The organism is Shinella kummerowiae, assembly GCF_009827055.1.
Lineage (GTDB): Bacteria > Pseudomonadota > Alphaproteobacteria > Rhizobiales > Rhizobiaceae > Shinella > Shinella kummerowiae.
In genome coordinates this window covers 219,340-239,263 of the sequence record NZ_WUMK01000002.1, presented here as the reverse complement: position 1 = coordinate 239,263, position 19,924 = coordinate 219,340, and the positions used below count along the sequence as shown (strand labels likewise).

The 19,924-nt window shown below is 54.5% G+C and carries 22 protein-coding genes; 11 read left to right on the top strand and 11 right to left on the bottom strand.

Annotated features, from left to right (window positions below; translation table 11 throughout):
* Nucleotides 1-147 precede the first annotated feature (147 nt).
* Nucleotides 148-1,377, bottom strand: coding sequence for a tyrosine-type recombinase/integrase (locus tag GR138_RS05600; RefSeq protein ID WP_160857638.1), 1,230 nt, complete (start codon nt 1,375-1,377; stop codon nt 148-150).
* A gap of 3 nt (nt 1,378-1,380) precedes the next feature.
* Complete coding sequence (locus tag GR138_RS05595; RefSeq protein WP_160857637.1) at nt 1,381-1,875, bottom strand: Arc family DNA-binding protein; 495 nt, start codon at nt 1,873-1,875, stop codon at nt 1,381-1,383.
* Between the two features lie 108 nt (nt 1,876-1,983).
* On the opposite strand from GR138_RS05595, the gene GR138_RS05590 reads away from it, so the two are divergent.
* The 5 genes from GR138_RS05590 to GR138_RS05570 all read left to right on the top strand — a co-directional run bounded on the left by GR138_RS05590 (nt 1,984) and on the right by GR138_RS05570 (nt 3,982).
* Nucleotides 1,984-2,181, top strand: a complete 198-nt coding sequence (locus GR138_RS05590; protein WP_160857636.1) for a DNA-binding protein — start codon at nt 1,984-1,986, stop codon at nt 2,179-2,181.
* A 174-nt stretch (nt 2,182-2,355) separates the two neighbouring features.
* Nucleotides 2,356-2,793, top strand: coding sequence for a hypothetical protein (locus GR138_RS05585; RefSeq protein WP_160857635.1), 438 nt, complete (start codon nt 2,356-2,358; stop codon nt 2,791-2,793).
* The gene (locus GR138_RS05580) at nt 2,790-3,122 is read left to right on the top strand and encodes a hypothetical protein (RefSeq protein WP_160857634.1); all 333 of its coding nucleotides are present in this window, start codon (nt 2,790-2,792) and stop codon (nt 3,120-3,122) included. The genes GR138_RS05585 and GR138_RS05580 overlap by 4 nt, the downstream gene beginning before the upstream one ends.
* The gene (locus tag GR138_RS05575; protein ID WP_160857633.1) at nt 3,109-3,297 is read left to right on the top strand and encodes a hypothetical protein; all 189 of its coding nucleotides are present in this window, start codon (nt 3,109-3,111) and stop codon (nt 3,295-3,297) included. Before GR138_RS05580 ends, GR138_RS05575 begins: the two co-directional genes overlap by 14 nt.
* Nucleotides 3,298-3,460: 163 nt before the next feature.
* Nucleotides 3,461-3,982 carry a hypothetical protein gene (locus tag GR138_RS05570; protein ID WP_160857632.1) on the top strand — a complete coding sequence of 174 codons (522 nt, stop codon included), beginning with the start codon at nt 3,461-3,463 and terminating at the stop codon, nt 3,980-3,982.
* A 175-nt stretch (nt 3,983-4,157) separates the two neighbouring features.
* On the opposite strand, the gene GR138_RS05565 is transcribed toward GR138_RS05570, so the two are convergent.
* Entirely contained in the window at nt 4,158-4,496 is a 339-nt protein-coding gene (locus tag GR138_RS05565; RefSeq protein ID WP_160857631.1) for a hypothetical protein, read from the bottom strand.
* A gap of 167 nt (nt 4,497-4,663) precedes the next feature.
* On the opposite strand from GR138_RS05565, the gene GR138_RS05560 reads away from it, so the two are divergent.
* The 4 genes from GR138_RS05560 to GR138_RS05545 all read left to right on the top strand — a co-directional run bounded on the left by GR138_RS05560 (nt 4,664) and on the right by GR138_RS05545 (nt 8,560).
* Entirely contained in the window at nt 4,664-5,893 is a 1,230-nt protein-coding gene (locus GR138_RS05560; RefSeq protein WP_160857630.1) for a hypothetical protein, read from the top strand.
* 360 nt (nt 5,894-6,253) lie between these two features.
* Nucleotides 6,254-6,913: a hypothetical protein gene (locus tag GR138_RS05555; protein WP_160857629.1), complete on the top strand. Its 660-nt coding sequence runs from the start codon at nt 6,254-6,256 to the stop codon at nt 6,911-6,913.
* Nucleotides 6,914-6,921: 8 nt separating this feature from the next.
* Nucleotides 6,922-8,181, top strand: coding sequence for a plasmid recombination protein (locus tag GR138_RS05550; protein WP_160857628.1), 1,260 nt, complete (start codon nt 6,922-6,924; stop codon nt 8,179-8,181).
* Entirely contained in the window at nt 8,174-8,560 is a 387-nt protein-coding gene (locus GR138_RS05545) for a putative Ig domain-containing protein (RefSeq protein WP_160857627.1), read from the top strand. The genes GR138_RS05550 and GR138_RS05545 overlap by 8 nt, the downstream gene beginning before the upstream one ends.
* 68 nt (nt 8,561-8,628) lie before the next feature.
* On the opposite strand, the gene GR138_RS05540 is transcribed toward GR138_RS05545, so the two are convergent.
* From GR138_RS05540 to GR138_RS05515, 6 genes are all read right to left on the bottom strand, one after another.
* Complete coding sequence (locus GR138_RS05540; protein ID WP_160857626.1) at nt 8,629-8,979, bottom strand: hypothetical protein; 351 nt, start codon at nt 8,977-8,979, stop codon at nt 8,629-8,631.
* A gap of 254 nt (nt 8,980-9,233) precedes the next feature.
* The gene (locus GR138_RS05535; protein WP_160857625.1) at nt 9,234-9,461 is read right to left on the bottom strand and encodes a hypothetical protein; all 228 of its coding nucleotides are present in this window, start codon (nt 9,459-9,461) and stop codon (nt 9,234-9,236) included.
* Between the two features lie 239 nt (nt 9,462-9,700).
* Nucleotides 9,701-10,003, bottom strand: coding sequence for a hypothetical protein (locus GR138_RS05530; RefSeq protein WP_160857624.1), 303 nt, complete (start codon nt 10,001-10,003; stop codon nt 9,701-9,703).
* Nucleotides 10,003-10,317 carry a hypothetical protein gene (locus GR138_RS05525; protein ID WP_160857623.1) on the bottom strand — a complete coding sequence of 105 codons (315 nt, stop codon included), beginning with the start codon at nt 10,315-10,317 and terminating at the stop codon, nt 10,003-10,005. Before GR138_RS05525 ends, GR138_RS05530 begins: the two co-directional genes overlap by 1 nt.
* Before the next feature lie 207 nt (nt 10,318-10,524).
* Nucleotides 10,525-11,286, bottom strand: a complete 762-nt coding sequence (locus GR138_RS05520; RefSeq protein WP_160857622.1) for a hypothetical protein — start codon at nt 11,284-11,286, stop codon at nt 10,525-10,527.
* 126 nt (nt 11,287-11,412) lie between these two features.
* Nucleotides 11,413-12,045 carry a recombinase family protein gene (locus tag GR138_RS05515; protein ID WP_160857621.1) on the bottom strand — a complete coding sequence of 211 codons (633 nt, stop codon included), beginning with the start codon at nt 12,043-12,045 and terminating at the stop codon, nt 11,413-11,415.
* 211 nt (nt 12,046-12,256) lie between these two features.
* On the opposite strand from GR138_RS05515, the gene GR138_RS05510 reads away from it, so the two are divergent.
* Entirely contained in the window at nt 12,257-13,279 is a 1,023-nt protein-coding gene (locus GR138_RS05510; RefSeq protein ID WP_160857620.1) for an SIR2 family protein, read from the top strand.
* 6 nt (nt 13,280-13,285) lie between these two features.
* Nucleotides 13,286-15,028 carry an ATP-binding protein gene (locus GR138_RS05505; RefSeq protein WP_160857619.1) on the top strand — a complete coding sequence of 581 codons (1,743 nt, stop codon included), beginning with the start codon at nt 13,286-13,288 and terminating at the stop codon, nt 15,026-15,028.
* Nucleotides 15,029-15,140: 112 nt separating this feature from the next.
* Here GR138_RS05505 and GR138_RS05500 read toward each other — a convergent pair whose 3' ends face one another.
* Together GR138_RS05500 and GR138_RS05495 are read right to left on the bottom strand one after the other, a co-directional pair.
* Nucleotides 15,141-17,735, bottom strand: coding sequence for a DEAD/DEAH box helicase (locus GR138_RS05500; RefSeq protein ID WP_160857618.1), 2,595 nt, complete (start codon nt 17,733-17,735; stop codon nt 15,141-15,143).
* A gap of 3 nt (nt 17,736-17,738) precedes the next feature.
* Nucleotides 17,739-19,898: a site-specific DNA-methyltransferase gene (locus GR138_RS05495; protein ID WP_160857617.1), complete on the bottom strand. Its 2,160-nt coding sequence runs from the start codon at nt 19,896-19,898 to the stop codon at nt 17,739-17,741.
* Between the last annotated feature and the right edge of the window lie 26 nt (nt 19,899-19,924).

Sequence of the window (19,924 nt, the reverse complement as noted above, 5' to 3'; positions counted from 1 at the left end):
TTTATCGATCTGTCGATTTCGTGACGATCAAACGGGAAGCGAATGGTGCCCGGAGGCGGATTTGAACCACCGACACGCGGATTTTCAATCCGCTCAAAGGCCCTGAAAAGGAGGGGCCATTAGCTTCCATGTCGCAGTCATGTTGCACTAAGCAAAGAAAGCCGCTTCTGCCTGCGCCATTTCATCCGTTTCATTGTTTCTCGGGAAGAGGTGACCGTAAGTGTCCATAGTTAGCGCGATTGTGGCGTGACCTAAGCGTTCCTGTACCACCTTTGGAGGAAGCCCGAGACCACCATCTTCTTTGCGGTTGATGCACCAGGAGGCATAAAAATGCCGAAGCGCGTGCATACCACTGTACTTAGCTTTGAAGATTGGATGCCCCTGTTTGTCCACCCTACCGCTGTCGTACCTGAGACCAGCTGCTACCATCATGGGACACAGCCCTCGATTGATAATATTCGCCAAGCTTTGAATTTTCCCCGCTCCATTGGGAAAAACCAAACCCACATTTTCGCGTGGCGCGACGCCCCCCGTATCCCGCTTTTCACTAAGGGTCAGCTTCCATTCTTGCAACGTTTTTGCGACGACTGGGGGGATTGGGATAAAACGTTCCCCCGCTGCAGATTTCGGCTTACCCAACGAGTTGTAACGATCAGCGCGCTCCACTACGTGGATTTGCCTCTTTTCCAGGTCAACAGCACTCCATTTGAGGCCGCGCAACTCAGACGCTCGCATACCCGTGAAAATTGCAGTCAGCAGAATCGCTCGCCATGGGCCATTGAGGGCGCTAACGAAAGCCTTCGCCTCCTCAGGCGTTGGTATATCTACCCCAACCTTGAGCTTGCCCTTCTGACGCTTTACCTGCGCGGCGTTGTGGCCCGAATTTCGTCGGGCCTTCATTTCTCTAACGGGATTCCGGCCAATTAAACCTCGCTCCATCGCATCCGACATAATGGAACTGAGACTCGTCGTGACCTTACGAACCATCGCAATCGATCTGCCACTGTTGCGCAGTTGATCTTGGAAGGCTCTCGCGCCCGGAACGCTGAATCTAGAAAGAAGCACGCTCCCTATGAAAGGTTTTATATGGAGGTCAACGTGTTGCCTTCGTTGATCCAAGGTGCTCAATTCTAACTCTTCAATCCCTCCACCCTTGATCCACAATTCCGCCGCCTCTGCTATCGTGGCACTCGCGGCATCTGCTACGTGCGTTCCCGCTCGCACCTCAACCGTGGCAATTGCCGCGAAGGCATCGGCTTCCTTTTTCAGACGGAAAGTCTTTTGCCGCCGAGTACCTGAAACGTCAAAGTAATCGACAATCCAGGCCGACTTCCGTTCGCCGCCCTTGGTGACCCAGTCGCGCTTTCGAACTGACATTCTTCATATTTCCGTTGAATCAAGTGTAGCACTTTGCTCGGCGAGCTTACGAATAATGTCGAAGGTGGGGTCTCTCGTGCCCATGCCTGCAAGTGTTGAGGCAGCATGCTCCTCAGCTTGCCTAGCGGTCGCAAGAACGTCTGGAGTTGGCTTGCGGTCCAGCTTTTGAATCAATCCGGAGAGTATCTGGACCATACCCAGATGCAGTGAAAGCTGGCTCTTAAAGAGACCAGCTAAATCTCTCAGGCCTTCAGCATTCTCTGCCATTTTTGCATAGAGTTCTTCCAATCTATTTCTAAGAGCGTGTTCATCTTCGAACCGCCTTCTCCATTCGAACGCATCTTTTCCGCCAGTCTCGTAAGCCTCGATGCGCGCAACTATCTCAGCATTCATAGACCGGCCATTTCTGTCAGCCGCATCGCTGATCATGTCACGCATTCCGTCAGGCAATCGTAGGGGGAACTGGTCCGACCCTCGTCCCGGTTTGTTTCCAGCCACGTACTATCTCCGTCATTTTTGATATCACTGTAATTTCTTTCCTATTGACACGCAATGAAATCACGGTAATTTATATTACGGTGATTTCGCAAAAGTGTGGTGTAGTGAATGTATGAATCGAAAGAAATTGTGCGTGTTGACCTCGACCTGGTTTGGGGCGGGGAGGATATTGCGAAACTCATCGGGCGCTCGCGTCGCATTACTTTTCATCTGCTGGAAAAGGGTGAGCTGCCCGCAAAGAAGGTGGGCGGCCGCTGGGTTGCAGAACGCGGCCGCCTTGTAGCTTTCTTCAAACAAATGAACTGACAGAGCAGTGCTCGAAGCACGGGCTGGGACCTAGACTCAGGCAGCCTGGAACCCGCGTGTAGCCAATATTCAATCGGCTCTGCTGGCCGCAAGTGCGGCCATTTACCCAAATGAAAAGTGGAGAGCTTCCTCATGCGGAAGGCATCGAAGCTTTGCCAATCGAAAGGACTGTAGATGAAACAAACAGCAACCAAATTGCCACGCCATGGCTTTCGCCTTGATGACGCCGATGGCGGATGCGCAGATTATTTGAAGCAGGTGAATGGAAAGGCGGAGAAGTACGCCTACCACCTTAGCGACTTGCGCCGTGTGGCGCTGAATCTGGAAAAGGCGCTTGATGGCGCGGGTATTGCGACAAGCAAGCGCTCGGGGATCACCGCTGTTGCACGTAGCGCCGGGCCTGATCGGTCGCGCAAAACGGCTCGTTGGACGCCGCAGGCTACAGGCACCGTCGCCCATCTTCGGCGTTATGATGGCGGATGGCGGCTTATGACGGCTGATCGCGTGACCGTGTACGCGGGACAGGCTGAGAAGCACAAGATTGCTATCCAACGTAGCGAGTACGTCGCCATCCAAGAGCGGGCAGTCTCAAATTTTGAGGTTGCGCCATGACACACCACCGGAAAACCCATGACGCCTCTCACATGCTCCGCATGGTACGCGAGAAAATCGCTGAAATCGAAGCTGGCGAATACCGTCTTCGCTACGATGAAATTCCGGGCAGCACCACCATAACCTACACTGTGGGTTTCGCGTTGGATCGCTTCGAGGAAATGGGAAGCAGTCGCTCCACGCAGGGCGCGTTTGACACGCTCAACGCGGAACAGATTCGTGTTTGCCAAATCATCCGCAAAGAGCGCGGCCTGCCGCCGCTCCAGTATCACCAAAGCCACCACCTCCACGGGTTTGGCTACTCAGGAGGTCAACATGGCGGCAAATGAAATCGACTTTGGCGAATTCTACGCACGCTGGCGCACGGAGCGGTTGGCCAAGCTGGTCGCCGGGCAACCGCCCGAATTTTGGGCGGCTGTCGGCGAAAAGCTCGATAGCTCACCAGACGAAACAATAACCATGGATGAGCTTGTAGCATTGCTGCATGACCGGGAATTGGAATGATGTTCATACAGCTTTTAAAGGACGACAAGTCCATCCGTCACGACAGCGTATAGGCTCGACCGACTAACCGCGCCTACGGCCTCACAACCTCCGAAACTTTACGCGCCGCAAAGCCTTCCGCATGGGGAGGACAGCGAAGCTTTGCCAACGAAAGGAAATAAAAATGCACCGTCAACTCCAGATAAGCAAAGTCTCCATCACTTGCCACGATTTGGGTAAGGCTATCTTCTTCGATTTGAAAATTGGCACTGCTAAATCAAAGCCCTCGCTCGCATGGCTGACAGATGATCTTAAGCTTAAAAGCCCTTCGGAAAGCAACATGCGCGACTGGAACGAACTTTCCGAGGACGAGGTTGCAGAAGTCCGTGCGCGCCTTGAAGAGCATCTTGAAATGCTCTTGGGGCCGCTTAGGAATGAAACTCGGGTCGAAGCAAAACCCGTTCGGGACCATCTGACGATTGAAGCTATGCCACATCTGTCCAAAGTCCGACGCGAGATACGCTACCTGGGCAGAGAGTTCGATTATCTGCAAACGATGCTGATGTCGCCGAGCACAGTCTGCGTAGACCGCTATCAGCTGGCAGGTGAGCAAATTAAGGGCGTCGAAGCTGCGATGAGCTTCCTTTTGAACCGTATTCAGCACAACGACTATCTCGATGATGTCGGATCGGTTCCACATGAATAATTTCGGGCAATGTAAGGTCGGCTCTTGGAGATGCGGGCAAACGCCACGCTTTGACAATGTCCTTTTCGTCGTTGGATTCGCTCAGAAGAATACAGCTTATTGTGTACGATACTCGGATGAGATGGATTTCCTGGAGTGGCTTTCGGAGCACGCGGAACGCAAAGGGTTTCCTCGCTTAACTGATCACGATGGCGACATCTGCGAAGCGGCTTACGATCACCTTGAGCGGATCGGGTGTGACGTCACCCAACACGAATTCATTCTCTGACTTCTTGGAAAATCGGATCGGCGGTTGACGCCGACTCCGCCTGCTCTCACCATTAAAAAAGACGCCATCACAGGGCTGGAACCCTCCGGCGTCTTTTAGGAACGTATTCATATGATTGCTGATGGCGAAATCATTGTAAAGCTCCACCGCGTTGCTCGGTGAGCGGCGGGCTGGCAAATAGCCCAGCCCCAAAACATCAGCCAGACGATTTTCCAAAAAGAAATGTTGACATTTTTTCGGAGCCACAAGGTTTCGACTACGGCACGTTCGGTGCGCGCCAGCACATTGAAAATCTCCATCCGGACAATTCACGCGGCGGCCTCCGAAATGGGGTCGTCAGTTTCGCGCAGCGGGTGCGATGGCGGGAAAGACCGTGGAAGGAATGGACCGTTCCAGTTGGCGGCGGCGCGATAATGGAAGCCGAACGGCTCCTCCAGCAAGACAATCGGACCGACTTGTACGTGTCGCAAGCAGCTTTCTGGAAATGGCGCTCCATCTCGCAGTTGACGGCGATTGGCGCGTGTTACGCTGACCTCGACTATCACAACGTAGCTCGGTGGCGCGCCAAAGCCCCCAGAGATGTTGCTGGTGCCGTTCTAGGTTATCTGGAGGAGGCGATGATCCCGCATCCGTCCTACATTTTATCGACGGGCCGAGGTCTTGTTTGTGTTTGGTTGTCGGAATTGCTGCCTCGTACTGCCCTGCCTCGGTGGAATGCCGTCCAGAAGCGCCTAGGATTGATTTTAGAGCCCTTCGGAGCGGACAAGCGGGCGTTGGACGCTGCACGGGTATTCCGGCTTGCAGGTAGCGAAAATTCCAGTGCAGATCGAGATCGGTGCAAAGTCGGCATGGTTTGGTGCCACGGTGCGCCTGACACACCGACACGTCACGATTTCGGGACGCTTGCAGATGAAGTCCTGCCCGTCACCCACGCTGAATTGATTTCTCTCCGTGCTGAGCGGGCTAAACGTAAGGCGGAGGGAAAAGATAAGACGCGTCCCGTCCTAACCTTGTCAGGGGCGACATATTGGGAATCCGTCTTGAGTGATTTGCAACGCCTCCGCGCGCATCGCTGTCCAGAAGGTTCATTGCCGGAAGGGCAGCGCGATTCCTGGCTGTTTATTGCAGGTGTGGCGATATCATGGATTTCACCGGCAGAAGTCCTTGGTCGGGAAATCATGTCGCTCGCAAGGGAAGCAGCGGGATGGCGCGATAGCGAAACGAAATCCCGTATGTCCGCCATAATCAAGAGGGCGCGGCAAGCCGCCGATGGGCAGAAGCTGGATTTCGGCGGACGTGAGGTTGACTGCCGTTATCGGATGAAAGCCAACACGATTGTCGAGTGGCTGAGCATCGATCCGGCAGAACAACGTGCGGCAGGACTCCGGGTGCTGGTCGATGAAGACCGGAAACGGGAGCGTTCAGTTGAACGCACTGAAAAGTCGCGGCGTGAGAGGGGCGTGAAGGATCGGACGGGACAGCAGACGGCAAGGCTTGAGATGGGCGGTATGGCGCTATATCTGCAAGCGACGAAGGGCATGCGCCGTGATGATCTTGCAGCGCATTTCGGCGTGTCTGCCGGGCAAATTTCCAAGGCCATGTCAGAGGCACGGCAGGCGCGCCAAAGACAAGCAAAATCTTGATTTTCCCATGACTGGGGGACAAAGCCCCCCAGACCCCGTGGAAGGTAAACACCATACACCGCATCACTTCGTGACGAACGCTGATTTTCCAGCGGTTCGGCTTGTCAGCCACGGGCTGGCAATGGGGCCATGTGGCCTGAGCGTGATCGCCTCCCGGCGAAAGAGGGGGCAGTCGGCAGACCCTCGACGGCGTTATCTCCATGAAGTGGTCCGGCTGAAGGCCTCCTCGAAGAGCCGACACTATCGAAGATAGTGGTAGTCGGTCACTACATCTTTGATTCCGGTACCAAAATCTGCTTTCCGCCCATTGTTTTTGCTCTCACACTTGAAGGAGTATTTTCCTATCTCTGGAGCAGACTGATGAAAGAATACGAACGTGATGTCACTGTTGTTGGAGGCGATGTTCGATTTCCTGCGCGGCTCAAGGTTATTCGCTTGCCTCGATCATGGTATGGCGTGGTCTGGTCCGACGACTTGAATTACGCTTCGTTCTCCCAAGACGCGACCGAAGTAAACGGCGGCATTGCGTACATGTCCGACAAACAGTTCCTCGTCCGCGTACAACTCGTCGCGGCTTGGAAGGGCGGCGTCAATTTCGAGTATGCGCCGGAACCCTCGGCATCTGATGATGATAAGCGTTCCTTAGATGGGCTCCAGGCTGTCGATCACCAAATCCGTTGTATTGTCGACCTCGACATGCACCATATCGCCGTTGCCTCGGAACTCTATATGACGATGTGCGATGACGATCCGGCGCTGGCCAGGACGTGGATGGAGCTTGATGCCGACGAACGGAGCGATTGGACAGCCGAGGATACGCTAAGACGAATTACCATGTTCTCCCAAGCTTTTAGGGTGCTTAGGAGCCATCCGCGATACGGATATGTCGCTACGTGGTTGCGGGGATGGGGCGATGAAGCTTGCGCCTTGAAACAGCAGGTCGCTTTACAACTGGGCGGAGACTGGGCGAAGGTCGAGGACCTGCTTAACGCCGAGTTGGATCACCGCCGCGTGGGCTGAGGCCTATTATGGGCTATCAGTTCATTCATTTGGATTCGTTTTCCCGAAAGCCCGATGCCCAGGGGCGGGGCACAGATTTTATTTTTGCCGAGGCGTCCCGCAAGCCTAACGCCTCAGTCCATGTCTCGAATCCGTCTCCTCCTGTTTTGGTGCACGGTGTCGGCGTCGAGACGGTTCAGGAATTACACGACTCGGCTGTCGCATCCGCCACCGTCGAGGTGAAGGGTGGTAAATCGCGAAAAATACGACAGGACCAAAAAACGGTGCATACGGTGGTCGCCTCGCATCCCTACACCATGGACGAGATCAGAGCCGACCCCACAAAGCGCCGAGAAGCTGAAGAGTGGGAGCGTCGCACAGTTGCGTGGTTGAGGGATCAATATGGCGACGACCTGAAAAGCGTGATCAGGCACGAAGACGAAAGCCACTGGCACATTCATGCTTATATCCTGCCGCTATCCGATCCTGCTCTCAAGGCAGCTAGATATCATCCGGGGATGACTGCCAAGCGTGCCGTTATGGATGCCGGTCCCATTGCTGGGGAGGACCAAAAGGCGCTCGGGAAGCGGGCTGACGCCCAATACAAAACTGCGATGAGGCAGTGGCAGGACTCTTATCACGAGGCAGTCGCCATTCCGTCTGGCCTTACCCGTCTCGGCCCTCAGCGCCGCCGCCTGTCAAGGGACGAATGGCAACGGGAACAGGTCCAGGCCAAAGCCCTGCAAAAGACCGTCCAGCGCGCACGTAAGGTCAAGGCGGATGGTGAGGCGTACATAGGCCGCACAAAAGCTGACGCCGCAAAGATCGCCGCTAATGCCGCCACAATGCGGGAAACAGCTCAAAAGTCCACCGTTGCCGCTCTGGCTTTGCAAGATCGCGCTCGGAACGATCAAGTGCATGCACGCGCAGCACTGGCCGATGCAGCCAGGTACAGCGGGTGGGCCGGTCGCCTCCGGGCGGTTTGGGATGGCCTGCGGAAATCAAAACTAGCCGAAAGAATCCGGTCTGAGCTGAAGGGCGAAATCGACCGCTGGCGGGATGTCGCGCAGACTGCCGAGCGAAAGCTACTTGAGGCCGAGCGCCAGCGCTATGAAACCGAACAGAAGGCACGGGCAGCGCAGGATGCGGCGTTCCGGGCAGGCGTCGAGCGTGATCGCCTCCGGTCGATGCTTTCGCCTGTCGCCGCCCAGTCCACGCCAGAGCTTTCACCTGCGCCGAGGCTGGCTTTGAAGCCCAATTTTACAAAAAAGGGAAAACGTGATGCTTAAACTGATATTTGCCGCCACGATTCTGATCGCGTCCAACGCCTCCGCTGGCAGTATCATCTTCCGGTCGCCTACGTCTGGCACGCTGGCCGCTATTGCCGATCCTGCACCAACGCAGCCGGAACCGGAGCAACCTGCTTTCGGAATTCGTTACCAGCCTATCCAGGTTGCCGCTGGTGCGTCTATCAGTATCATGCCGATTGGGGATGTCAGCGGCTACACATTCGCGGCGCGAAATCCACTGCCACCCGCTCTGGCGCTCGATGCAGCAACCGGTAAAATCATCGGTCTCGCAGTGGTCGCAGGTATCTATAACATCACTATACGGGCGGCAAAGGACAGTGCCTCTTCTGACTTGATGCTGTCGATAACCATTTCCTGAAGCGCTCAGTGGCTCGAAACACAGCGATGCCGGGGGCGATTGGAGCGGCCCCGGCATCCTCAATAGGCCTAACGGGCATTTATAGCCTGGCGCACTTTCTTTAGCATTTGCTTCTGCCACGCTTCTCTTCGCCAGAAAGGCACACCCGGCAAGCTATCTTCGGCCGGATAGTACGATCCCCAAGCCGCTACTGGTTCGCCGGTTCGCGTCAAAACCGCCTCGGCAATCACTTCGGGCTTTATCCATCCAAAGAATATGTACCATGTTCGCGCCGCATCGCCTCCCGCCTGTTCGAGCCGATGTCTGGTAAAGGCGGTCACTCGACCTTCAGCCCAGTTGTCCCACTGCCAGAGTGGCCGACCATCGGGGACTTCAACGGTCAAGCGAACCGCCTTTTTATCGACGGCGCTGCCTTCCAAGCCGTGTCCATCGGGTTCCGGGTTTGTGGTCAGTCATACGCCGATTTTCCCCGTCTGGCGTTCGAGACAAGTCGGAACGTCACCGATAGTCAGACCGTGGCGATGGATGCCATTCAGATGGGCAAGTGATGTAAAATGGAAAAGCTTCATGACGATCCTGTTCCTGGAAGTGATCGATTTTAGTGGGAGCCGAGGCTCGTGAAAGCGTGGCTGTCAAGGACAGCGGCAATGACTGTGAATACTGGAAGGTTCAATCAACGCGTGTCGATGCTATGAACCCGCTCGGTCTTCAAGCTCGCCACATCCACTTTCACGTGGCGGACGCGGCGGATTTTCATCGTCGGCAACATAGCCGCGACCTGCAAAGCAAGATCGCGGTCTGCCTCGGAAATCTTTGCCCACAACCCCGTAACGCTCGATATGAGACCGGGCAGTTCATCCGTCTCCGGCGTCTTCCAGACGTTCGCGCCGATTTCCTTCAATCTGATACCAGACATATAGACATACTCCTTCGTTATGACGCCACGGTACCCCCTGTAGCGTCAGCCAAGTTTCTCGAATTGTTGGGATGGGTTAAGCGAGCCTAAAGGCCGCAAATTTCAAGCTTTGCCAACGGTGCAAGCGATGGCAAAGGCATCTGTTGATATTTGCGGGCGAACGCATCCTGCCCGCGCCGGTCAGGGATACTGTCCTCCACAGCTCAATGCCATAAAATGCTGATTCATTTCATCTTCCTTCTGTTGTTGCTGGCTAGGTGTAAAAACAGGGTGCCGCTCTCCACCGAGACTTTCGGCCATCCCTTCAAACTGCAATCGCCGCACCTCGCCGACCCGACGCTCTTCGCATCCATCACTGTGAATGGCTCGCTGTCAGTCACGGCTTGCTGCCAGTTTTCTAAAACCTGCCTTCTGACGATGCTCGGGATGATACAAAGGCTGCATCGCTTGTACCGGCTCCGGTAAATCGAGAACCGAGTGATGATCTTGCTTCTGGCAAGATCGAACTCAGGTGGCAGCGCTGCCATCAGATCGCGCCTTTCAGCAGTCGCAGCACCTGGTTGACTTCGGCAGGTTGCACAACGCCAGCCATTGACCGCACCAGCGCCCCGATCTCGGCAGCGGGGATCGGTGTGAATGGAATTTTCGGCTGCGTCATCTCCGCCTCAGACATCAGATAGATCGAGCCGTTTGCAGCCGTGATGCGGATGTCCGCCTTTTCGTAACGGAAAACGGTCTCCCGTCGCTTCGGCTTCCAACTGCTGAAAACCGCAATCGCGTCACCAGTGTAGAGCATCGAATTCTGGATCACGTCCGCAGAGATGTAGATTGTATTCATCATGCCCAAGCTCCCTTTCGTTGTGGACGACGAATAGGTAGGTTAGCAAAATCATTCCGTCAATAGGTAATTTTAAGCAAAGGAATTCTTCTAAAAATTCAAAATAAATAATTTTCTTCCAAATTCCTTTGGCGAAGTCGAATTTTCAAGAAATTCCTTGCCACGAATAATCGGCAGGTCTCCGATCAAGGAATTCTCTGAAAAATTCCTTCAATTTGGCCTGGGAATTCCTTGGTCACCGTCGCTTTTTCGCGATAATTCTTTGTCGCGTTTTGTTTCTTCGGCTTCGCGGCGCTTGCGTTCCTCCCACAAAATGGCGCGGTTCTGGAACGCTTGGACAATGTCGCTGTCACGATCCGCGAGGCACTGGCGAAGATCGCTGGGGTCAGTTGCGTATGCCTCATCGAGATATTTGTGCGTCTCGACAGGCGTCAATAGCTTAATCGCTGCGAAGGCATCGGCCCGCCAATATGGCGCTGCGAGATCGTACATGAGCTGGCCGATGTATGGCTTGTGGCCCCAAAGTTGATAGCGTTCTGGAAAAAACTCGCGCTCCGGATCGGCTTCCCAAGCCCCTTGAAGCTCTGCCTTGCGACTGAGCTTGATACCGCGCTCATTCAGCATACGCGTCCACTGCTCGTAACTGTAGCCGTCGCAGTAGTCATCGTTATCTGGCGCGGGCGCATAGTCGTTCCTTGGATCGGGCGTCCAATCACGCTTTGGGTTGGGGTCGGGCCAATCGATATGCGAGCGCCGAAATGTGGCCAGAATCGTTTCCTGCATGGCCAGGATCGCCAGCAGAAGCAGCAGCATGAGGCGCTGGCGTCGTTTGCGGGCATCTTCGATCAGGCGGCGGAGGCGTTCGATGCGCCTGCGGTACTCGTCCGCTCGCCGTTGTCGTTCGCGGCGGCGACGTTCTTCACGTTTTTTGATTTTTGCTTTTTGGGCGGGTGTAAACTGGTGTGGCTGCATAGCGATCTCCTTTCGTTGAAGATCGCGTCTGGCGTTGCATAGGACGAACTAATACAAGACCGCCACATAATGGGAGTTGAGGGCAGAAATCCCCTGCAGAGCATATTTATCTGATGACTTGACTAGTCACAGCCTCCATCGCGTTAGGGCCGCTTCCGCTGCAACGGGATCAGTCTTGATCCGGAGAATTGTCTGCCTCGACAATCCTGTTTCCCGTGCGATGAAAGACGCCCCCGAACCAGCCACCAGCATCGCTTGTACGGCTTCAAAATCGTGACGAGTGTAGCTCGGTTTTTTGCCGGGGTACTTGTGGCTATCGGATTTCGCCGCCGCGATACCGGCCTTCTGCGCTTCCTTCGTCACCTCTGCTTGAGCCTGGGCCATCGCAGCCATGAACGAAATGAGCGAATCCCGCACCGCCTGTTGCATGGGGTCCGAAGTCGCGCCGTCGAATGTCATGCCATTTATCACTGTTCGGATGATGACGCCCTGGCGGATGAAGTGGCGGATTGCATCGGTTACGTCCCGGTAATTGCGACCGAGGCGGTCAACCCACCGGACTACGAGGGTGTCGCCCGCCCGGAGCTTGTCGAAGAGCCGCCTTCCTTGCGGACGCTCGGAAAGACTCGTGCTGACCCCCGATACTCCATGGTCGGCAATGACTTCATCAATAACGAAACCGGCTGCTTGAGCTTGGGCAATCTGGTGATCTAGGTTTTGATCTGCCGTGGAAACGCGAGCGTAGAAAATGACGGACATGGGACCTCCGGACTGTCCGATTGAATGATGTCCAGAGCCTCGAATGTCCGAATGCAAGAAACAACCTTTACGGACGCCTCTCGGGCCGATGCTGCGATTGTTCGCAGGGGCATACCCAAATCACCCACCGGCTAACTCAAATATGCGATTTCCGTTGCGCGCCTCATCTGCTCGCTTAAATTGAAGTGACAATCAAAACGCTGAGTCGCTGATGCTGGAAGACGATGTAGCCAAAATTGCCCAGTCGTGCTTTGCTAGCAGCCCGGTGGTTGTGCTCGGCAGTGGGGCGTCAGCCAGTCACGGGCTGCCGGGAATGGGGGCTCTCAAAGATTTTCTGCTGGAAAAAGTTACCACCGACGGCGACGAAGAGGCCGAAGGTTGGGCGAAGGTCACCGAAGCGTTTGCAGCTGGGGAACACCTTGAGCAGGCCTTAACCGGTAAAGCTTTACCAGCGCTCCTCACAAGAAAAATTGTGGGACACACCTGGGAATGCATCAACAATTCTGACAAAGTCCTATTTTCCAGAGCGGTTCGGGCAGAAGAGAATTTTCCGCTCGGCCGATTGATACTTGCCCTACTCGCAAGCAGCCAAAAAGTGCTCGACATCGTCACGACAAACTATGATCGGGTAGCGGAGTACGCGTGCAATTCCGTTGATGTTATCCACTCGGTAGGCTTCACTCCAGGCTACCTGCAACGGCGTGAGGGTAGTTACCCGATTTCCTTTGTGCAGGCGGGAAAAAGCCTTCGAACCGTGAAGATTTGGAAGGTTCATGGCTCGCTTGACTGGTTCGAACGAAGTGATGGTACCGCCCTGTCAGCACCGCTTTACGAACTACCGGAAGCCGGACTACTGCCTCTCATTGTCACGCCTGGCTTTAATAAATACGAGCGTACTCATGACGAGCCGTTTCGGTCTGCGATTCAAGGTGCGGATCGTGCTTTGGAGCAATCTGACGGTTACCTTTGTTTGGGATTTGGCTTTAGGGATGCTCATATCGAACCAAAAATTCTTGAGCGCTGTCGGCTCAAGAAAGTTCCGGTAACGGTCGTCGCACGCACCCTGACTGACGAGGCCAAGACCTTTCTGCAACAAAAGGCAGGGCCGCTTTTTCTCGGTATCGAGCAAAGTGCGAAGGGCTCGCGGGCATATTTTCACGCTTACCCGGACGGCATCGATATTCCCGGCGTCGACTACTGGTCGGTCGACGGATTTCTCAATTTAGTGACGTGAGGAACGATGAGCATTTTCAACTATGTTGATGAAGAAGCACTAGGATGTGTCATCTCTGTTGACACGGCCACTGTTACCATCCGCGTTGACGCAATGGATCGCTTGCGCCGAGTCCAGGTGAACCGACTGACGGTTTTGCAAAGTAGCCGTGCTGGTCAATACCTTATCGGAATTGTAACACGGATCACGCGTAAAGCTGACGAAAGCAAGCCTGCTGGAAGCGAAGACCCTGCGGAAGAAATCCTTCCCGAAAACAATCTCGTCCGAATCACGTTGATTGGTACCCATCACGACAGAGTCGGCATTCAACGAAACGTCTTTAGGCGGACTCTGGAAACCGTTCCCGAGATCGATGCCAATTGCTTTGCTCTCGAAGGTGAGCGTCTAACCAAGTTCATGCAAGTGATTTCCAACGTGGCGGATGATGGGCCCCGACTTTCACTAGGGACATTTACCCTGGATGATGATGCCGAAGCCTTTTTAAATGGTAACAAATTGTTCCAACGCCATGCTGTCATCGTCGGCAGTACGGGATCAGGAAAATCTTGGACGACCGCGCGGCTTCTCGATCAAATCGCGCAACTTCCCCAAGCAAACGTGATTCTTTTCGATATACATGGAGAATACAAGCCGCTTGTCGGCGATGAATTTCGACATATCCGCATCGCGGGGCCAGTTGATATCGAGCGCCGATCAGGCTTGGCAGAGGGAGTTCTGCATCTCCCCTACTGGCTGCTTGGCTACGAAGCTTTAGTTTCTCTTTTTGTCGACCGGAGTGATCAAAACGCGCCGAACCAAGCAATGATGATGAGTAGGTGCATCACCGACGCCAAAACGGCGACACTCGTCGCGGCCGACGAAAATGAAATCCTCCAAAATTTTACCATTGATAGTCCCGTCCCTTTCAGCATTGACGCTGTGTTAGCGGAGCTAGAAAGGCTGAACGTGGAGATGGTGGCCGGTGCCAGAGGCGAGAAACAGGGGCCGTACTTCGATAAGTTAAGCCGAATGATTGCTCGGCTTGAAGCCAAGAAGAACGACAGGAGACTCGGCTTTCTGTTTCAAGCACCCGACGAATGCATGGAGATGGCGTGGCTTTCGACAATTGCACACTGCCTTATCGGTGGCCGAGGAGCCCAACCAGACGCTTGCGGCGGCATCAAGATAATCGACTTTTCTGAGGTTCCTTCAGACGTTTTGCCTCTGATGGTTAGCCTGTTGGCACGACTGATCTTTACGACCAGCCAATGGACCGAGCAGCAACACCGACACCCGGTGGCGTTGTTTTGCGACGAGGCACACCTCTACATTCCTGAGAGAGCAAATACAGACAGTTCCGATGCGGTGTCGGTGCAGATTTTCGAACGAATTGCTAAGGAAGGGCGAAAATACGGGGTTGGTCTTGTCGTCATCAGCCAACGCCCAGCTGAAGTGAATCGCACAGTCTTGAGTCAGTGCAACAACGTAATTGCGATGCGCCTTACCAACGGGGACGATCAAAGCGTAATCAGGCGACTGTTGCCTGACAGCTTAGGAAGTTTCGGTGACTTGCTCCCGATCCTCGATCTAGGGGAAGCGCTTGTTGTTGGAGATGCAAGCCTTCTACCTACTCGCGTCAGAATTGCTGAGCCACGCCACCGCCCGAACAGCCAGACGATTGAGTTTTGGAACTGCTGGAATGATCCCGATCCGAAGGCGGATACCGTGAACGCTGTAAACGCTTGGCGTCGGCAAAGCTTTCAACGTTGAAATAGGAGTGAGAATACCGGAGGATCGTACTTCCTCACGGCTTCACCCATGACGTCCCGCTCGTGGAAAAAAGCATCGATAGTAAACCAGACAGCGATGCCCCTTGTCTACGCTAAGCAACGTAATCGCTCGCAGCGGCACTGTCGTAAGCTTCCACCACTGTCGCCGCCACCGCGATGGCCGCTCTCGCGGCAGCCTCGGTTAGGTCGATGACGCGATTCTTACCTCTAATTTTCGCGAATACTTCGATCCGTCGATACACGCCCGCCTGCTCTTCTGCGTACTTCGCCAGGCCCTTCAACTTTGGAAGCGCATCGCCAAACTGAACCCCGTGGGGATCAACAATATCGGCCGCAACTGTTCCGTCAGGCATCCGCACGAAGAAAATGAAGTCCGGACGTACAATCTTGACCTCGCCTCCGTCCTCGTAGGTTACTCCAAGGGAGTCCTGACTTGCACGGGCTGGGTTCCGGTACCAGCCGATAGCCCCGTCGCGCTTGATTTCGTTACTTACGACCTCTGCCTCCCAGGTGTTGAAGTCGCCCGGGAAGACCCCGTTCTCGTCACAAAGAAGGTGCTTTTCGAAGCGCGGGAGTTGTTCTTCTGTCCCGTCGGCCTTTTTGACCGTAGTCATCTGTAGCCATGTGTTGGGACGCGCGAGATCGACGGGTAGCGGATCGGCACTCATTTCGCGAATTTGCCGGAATACTTCCTGTCGCTCGTCTGAAAGGCTCTTAATCGACACGCGGTATTGCGATAGCAATTGATTGGATTGCTTCTCCGCTGCCGTCTCCAGGTCATCCTTTATGCCGCCGACAAGCCCCATCGCCGCGATGACGGTGTGCGCCTCGATAAGCGCATCTTCGGTGTCCTCAAAATTTGAGAACTTGCATGCAAGATGTTCGCTGTAGCTGGTCGCCAGATCAGGGCTGATGACACGGGCAGCACGCTTGTAGGCGTCCTCGATGACCACATAGTCTGCCGCTTCAACAAAGTCGTCGAACGTCATCCCCTTAGTTTTCACGTCAGCTTTCACCGTCTTGCCCTCGACGCTCAGGACCGACGTGCGCGCCTTTTGTATCTCTTCGGCGTAGCGGACTTGGGCACCATCAAGTACCTTATGCATCTCTGCATGTACCTTTTTGCCCGCGTCGGACAAAAGGTCATCAAAAGCTAGCTCGTGAGCTAGTCCGGTCAACCGCTTAACTGGACGTGCCTGCCGCTTCGGCAGGGTTTCAGAAGGCAAGGAAAGTAGCTTCTGCCAGACGTCCTCCGGAATGGTAGGGTTCGGCTTCATCTCGCCTGGATTCATGAGAATGCGACGACCCGTCAGCGGTTCCCCTGTGTCACCGCCCGACATGAGTGCCGTTACGACGGCTTCGACTGACTTCTTGTCGAAATGCGGAAGCAAACAGTCCACCGCGTTCAATCGGTCATTGCCGGGGATGCGCCGAGCTAAGGGCGTGCGCACCATTCGCCCCAGAAGCTGGGTGATGTGGGTCTTGTCGGAAGCTGCCCGGAACGAAACCATGACCTCCGCGCGCGGGCAGTCCCAACCAGTGCTGATGGCATCCTTCGCAATGAGAATACGGACCCATCGAGATTCCTGAACACGCTCCGGCGGAATGTAGGGCGCGGAGTACCTACCAAAGTTCTCCGCCTTATGTTCACCGAAGACATTCGCGACGCAATCATGCGGGAGTTCTGGCCATTGCTCATAGACCGTATCAAGCCATTTACCGATTTCGGCATGGTCGGGCGAGTTCGGCACCTGGAGGACCATAAGCGGCAGGACCAAATTGGAATCGTCCTGTTGCTTTGCATACTCCGCCCAGGCATTGGAAATTTCCCGGAGCTTCGTCGTACCGCGCCGCAGAAGTACGGTCTGAAAATTTCCGTCTTCGTCCGGCACGTCCAGATTGATGGTATCTTTGAGAAGACCTGAATCCTGGACCCTCTTAGCATCAACGACAACATTCGGCAGTGTGCTTCGGCCCTGCATGCCGGTCACGGCATCGTTGAAACGCTGTACCGTCGCCGATATGCCCCAAACAATGGGAATCCCTGGTGTACTGCCGGAACCGTTCATAAGCTGTCGGACAATCGTCGGCTTCCCGTCCCCACTGGACCGACCGCCTTCCTTCATACCCCGATGGGCTTCATCGAGAACGAGGTAGAGTGTTAGGTCGGGGTCCTCGATAGTGTTTCTAATCGTATCCCAAATTGTGTGAGAGCGCATATCAGGCATTATTTGCTGCCCGTCCGCCGTTTCAAGGGCCGGATCGTCAGCGTCATGGCCGCGTACCAGAAGGCTATTTTTTGAGAGTTTCTGGGTGTTGAGGAAGTAGACCTTTCCAGGCTGGAATCTATCGCTGCCGAAAGCGTTTCCAACGGTAACCAAATCGGAGATGGTGAGCTTGTCGGACGCCTCGTGAAGACGCCATCGGGACTGCTCGTTAAGTGACGGGTCATCGCTGAACCAAATCACGACTGCGCCGGGGTCCGGTTCGAAATCGTGATCATCATTTCCGAAAAATAGCGCCTCAAATACCGCTGCCGCCATAACAGTTTTGCCTGCGCCGGTCGTCGCGGTAAGGGAAAAGGCGTGCTTGTCACCGTCTTCGTGCCAACGCCTGCGAGCCTTCTTCATACGGTCAAGTACATCTCCGACCGCAGCATCCTGGTAGTCCTTCAGGGTGAACTTCATACCTTATCGCCCCATCGAAAATCGGAAGTTGGTCAAATAAGATTCGTAAAGTCGTACTGGCTCGACGGCAGCAGGGAGTTGGCGAGCCACCGACTGGAAGCGTCGCTCATTATCAGTCACGACGTAAGCGATCCGGAAGTTGCTTTTCGTTTCGACTGCGTTGCAAAAAGGTGCAGTCTTATCCAAGTCGACTAGAAGCCCATACGTATCCGCAACCGCCCAGCCCTCGGCTGGGACAACATCGATACGGCAGCCCTCGCTGCCAGCTCGCATCCAAAGAAGCGGCGCGATCCGCGAGAAGGCCCGGTTATGGCTGACGGCGACGGGGGTCTCATAGGTAAGGGTAAAGAACTCGGCGTTTTCGTCAAAGCCTTCGGACATCGGGAATTCATTGAAAAATTTGTAGTCGCCCTCGATGTCCTTACCATTCGGTGTCTTGCCGGTGATTGCTGCGGCAATCCGAGGTTTGGTGATGTAGTCGCAGATGCCCCACTCCTCCCATTCTGAATCACCTGGTCTCAACCCAGCTTTGCGGAGTGCTGCCTGCTCCTCAGCAGCAACTTCATTATTCGTCACAGAGATACACTGCCGTCGTCCACCGTCCTGACGGTTCAGCCTCATCACAGCGTGCGCGGTCGTGCCAGAACCAGAAAAGAAGTCGAGGACTATGGCGTCCGCCTTTGACGCAACGAAGAAACGAAGGCTGTCTTCGACGGCATAAAGTGATTTTGGAAAGGGAAAGTTCCTACCAGGTATTATTTGTCTAATAAGGGAAGAACCATACTCGCTTGCACTATGTGATGTCTTATTCCACATTGTCTTGGGGTTCTCAGAAGCTGAAGCATCATTCGAGAACGAAAGTAAGACGGCACCTCGGTCGTCTTTGCCGGTGATTTCGATCTCACCCGCAGCGATCTGCTCGAAAAGCTTGTCAGTGACATAGCTGAACGAAACGCGGTCGCCGCCATTAAACCTACCGATGGAAACGAAGCCTTGTTCGAATAACTCTCGGAGTCGATGGTGACCGACTTGCCAGCGTCCTTCTGAGCCGTCCTTTCTTATGGGCCACACGGCCACGGTCCCGGCTGGAGGCACTATTATGGATCGGTCTGCCGTTACCGGAAGCAGCGGTTCGCCGACGCTGTGTAAAGTTCCTTTACTTGCATCCAAGTAGATCGGATAAAACTGGTGTTTTCTATCTGTCCGTTTGGCGTCGGTGCCGCTTCTTAACAGGTTCCCCCACCTAACATTGACGGACTTAGGCGAGCTGTCGGCCTCGGCTGCATCATTTCTTTTGCCTGTAAGAATCATAGGGTCGTGCGCTTTCGTCACGGACGCCGCACCTACAAAAACGAAGAAAACGTACTCCTCCACGCGATAAAATTCATTGCCACGTGCTACGCCCTTGGGATTTATCAAAGTCGTAATCATTTGGATTTTGGAATCCGGAAACACTTGCTCAAGAAGCATACCGAGCCTAAGATATTCCTTCTCATCGATAGTCGCTATAAGGACGGATTTTTCGCTGTTAAGCAATTCTTTGGCGACTTGCAGTCTGCGCTCTATCATCGCCAGCCATTTAGAGTGACGATATAGGTCATCCTTTTCAACGTAATCGTTATTATACTTCCAGTCCTTTGCTCCCGAATTATAGGGAGGATCAATATATATGGCGTCTATTTTACCGCGATGCGTGTAAGTGAGCGCCTCAAGTACATGGAAGTTCTCACCGTTGATGACCGTGTGGAAAGGTTTGTGGCCGCCGCGCTCTACTCGTCCGGTACTGACAAGTCCCGGGTAGATGTAATCACGGAATTCTGCAACGACAACCAAGTCCTCAAGCGAAACCGACGCAGCCTCTGGCTCACCATTCCCGATCAATTCCAATTGCGCCAGCCGAGCGCCGTTCTCCCGGTCAAAGCCGAGGACCTTCCATATCCGCTGATCACCTTTCACCGTCGACCCGCGCGGCGGCAGTACCCGCACCTTGTCGCCCTTCCGGACAGGACGGCCAGGCAGCTCGACATTTTCGGGGCGATGGCGCTCAAAATTGAGGCCGAAGGAACGGCGGGCCGAAAGAACTTTGAATTCGCGCTCTAGCTCTTCACCTAAAGCAGCATCCTTCTTCCTCGCTTGTGCGATCAGATCAGTTAGGCGTGACAAACGAGGCCTCATCTCATTTTTTTTGC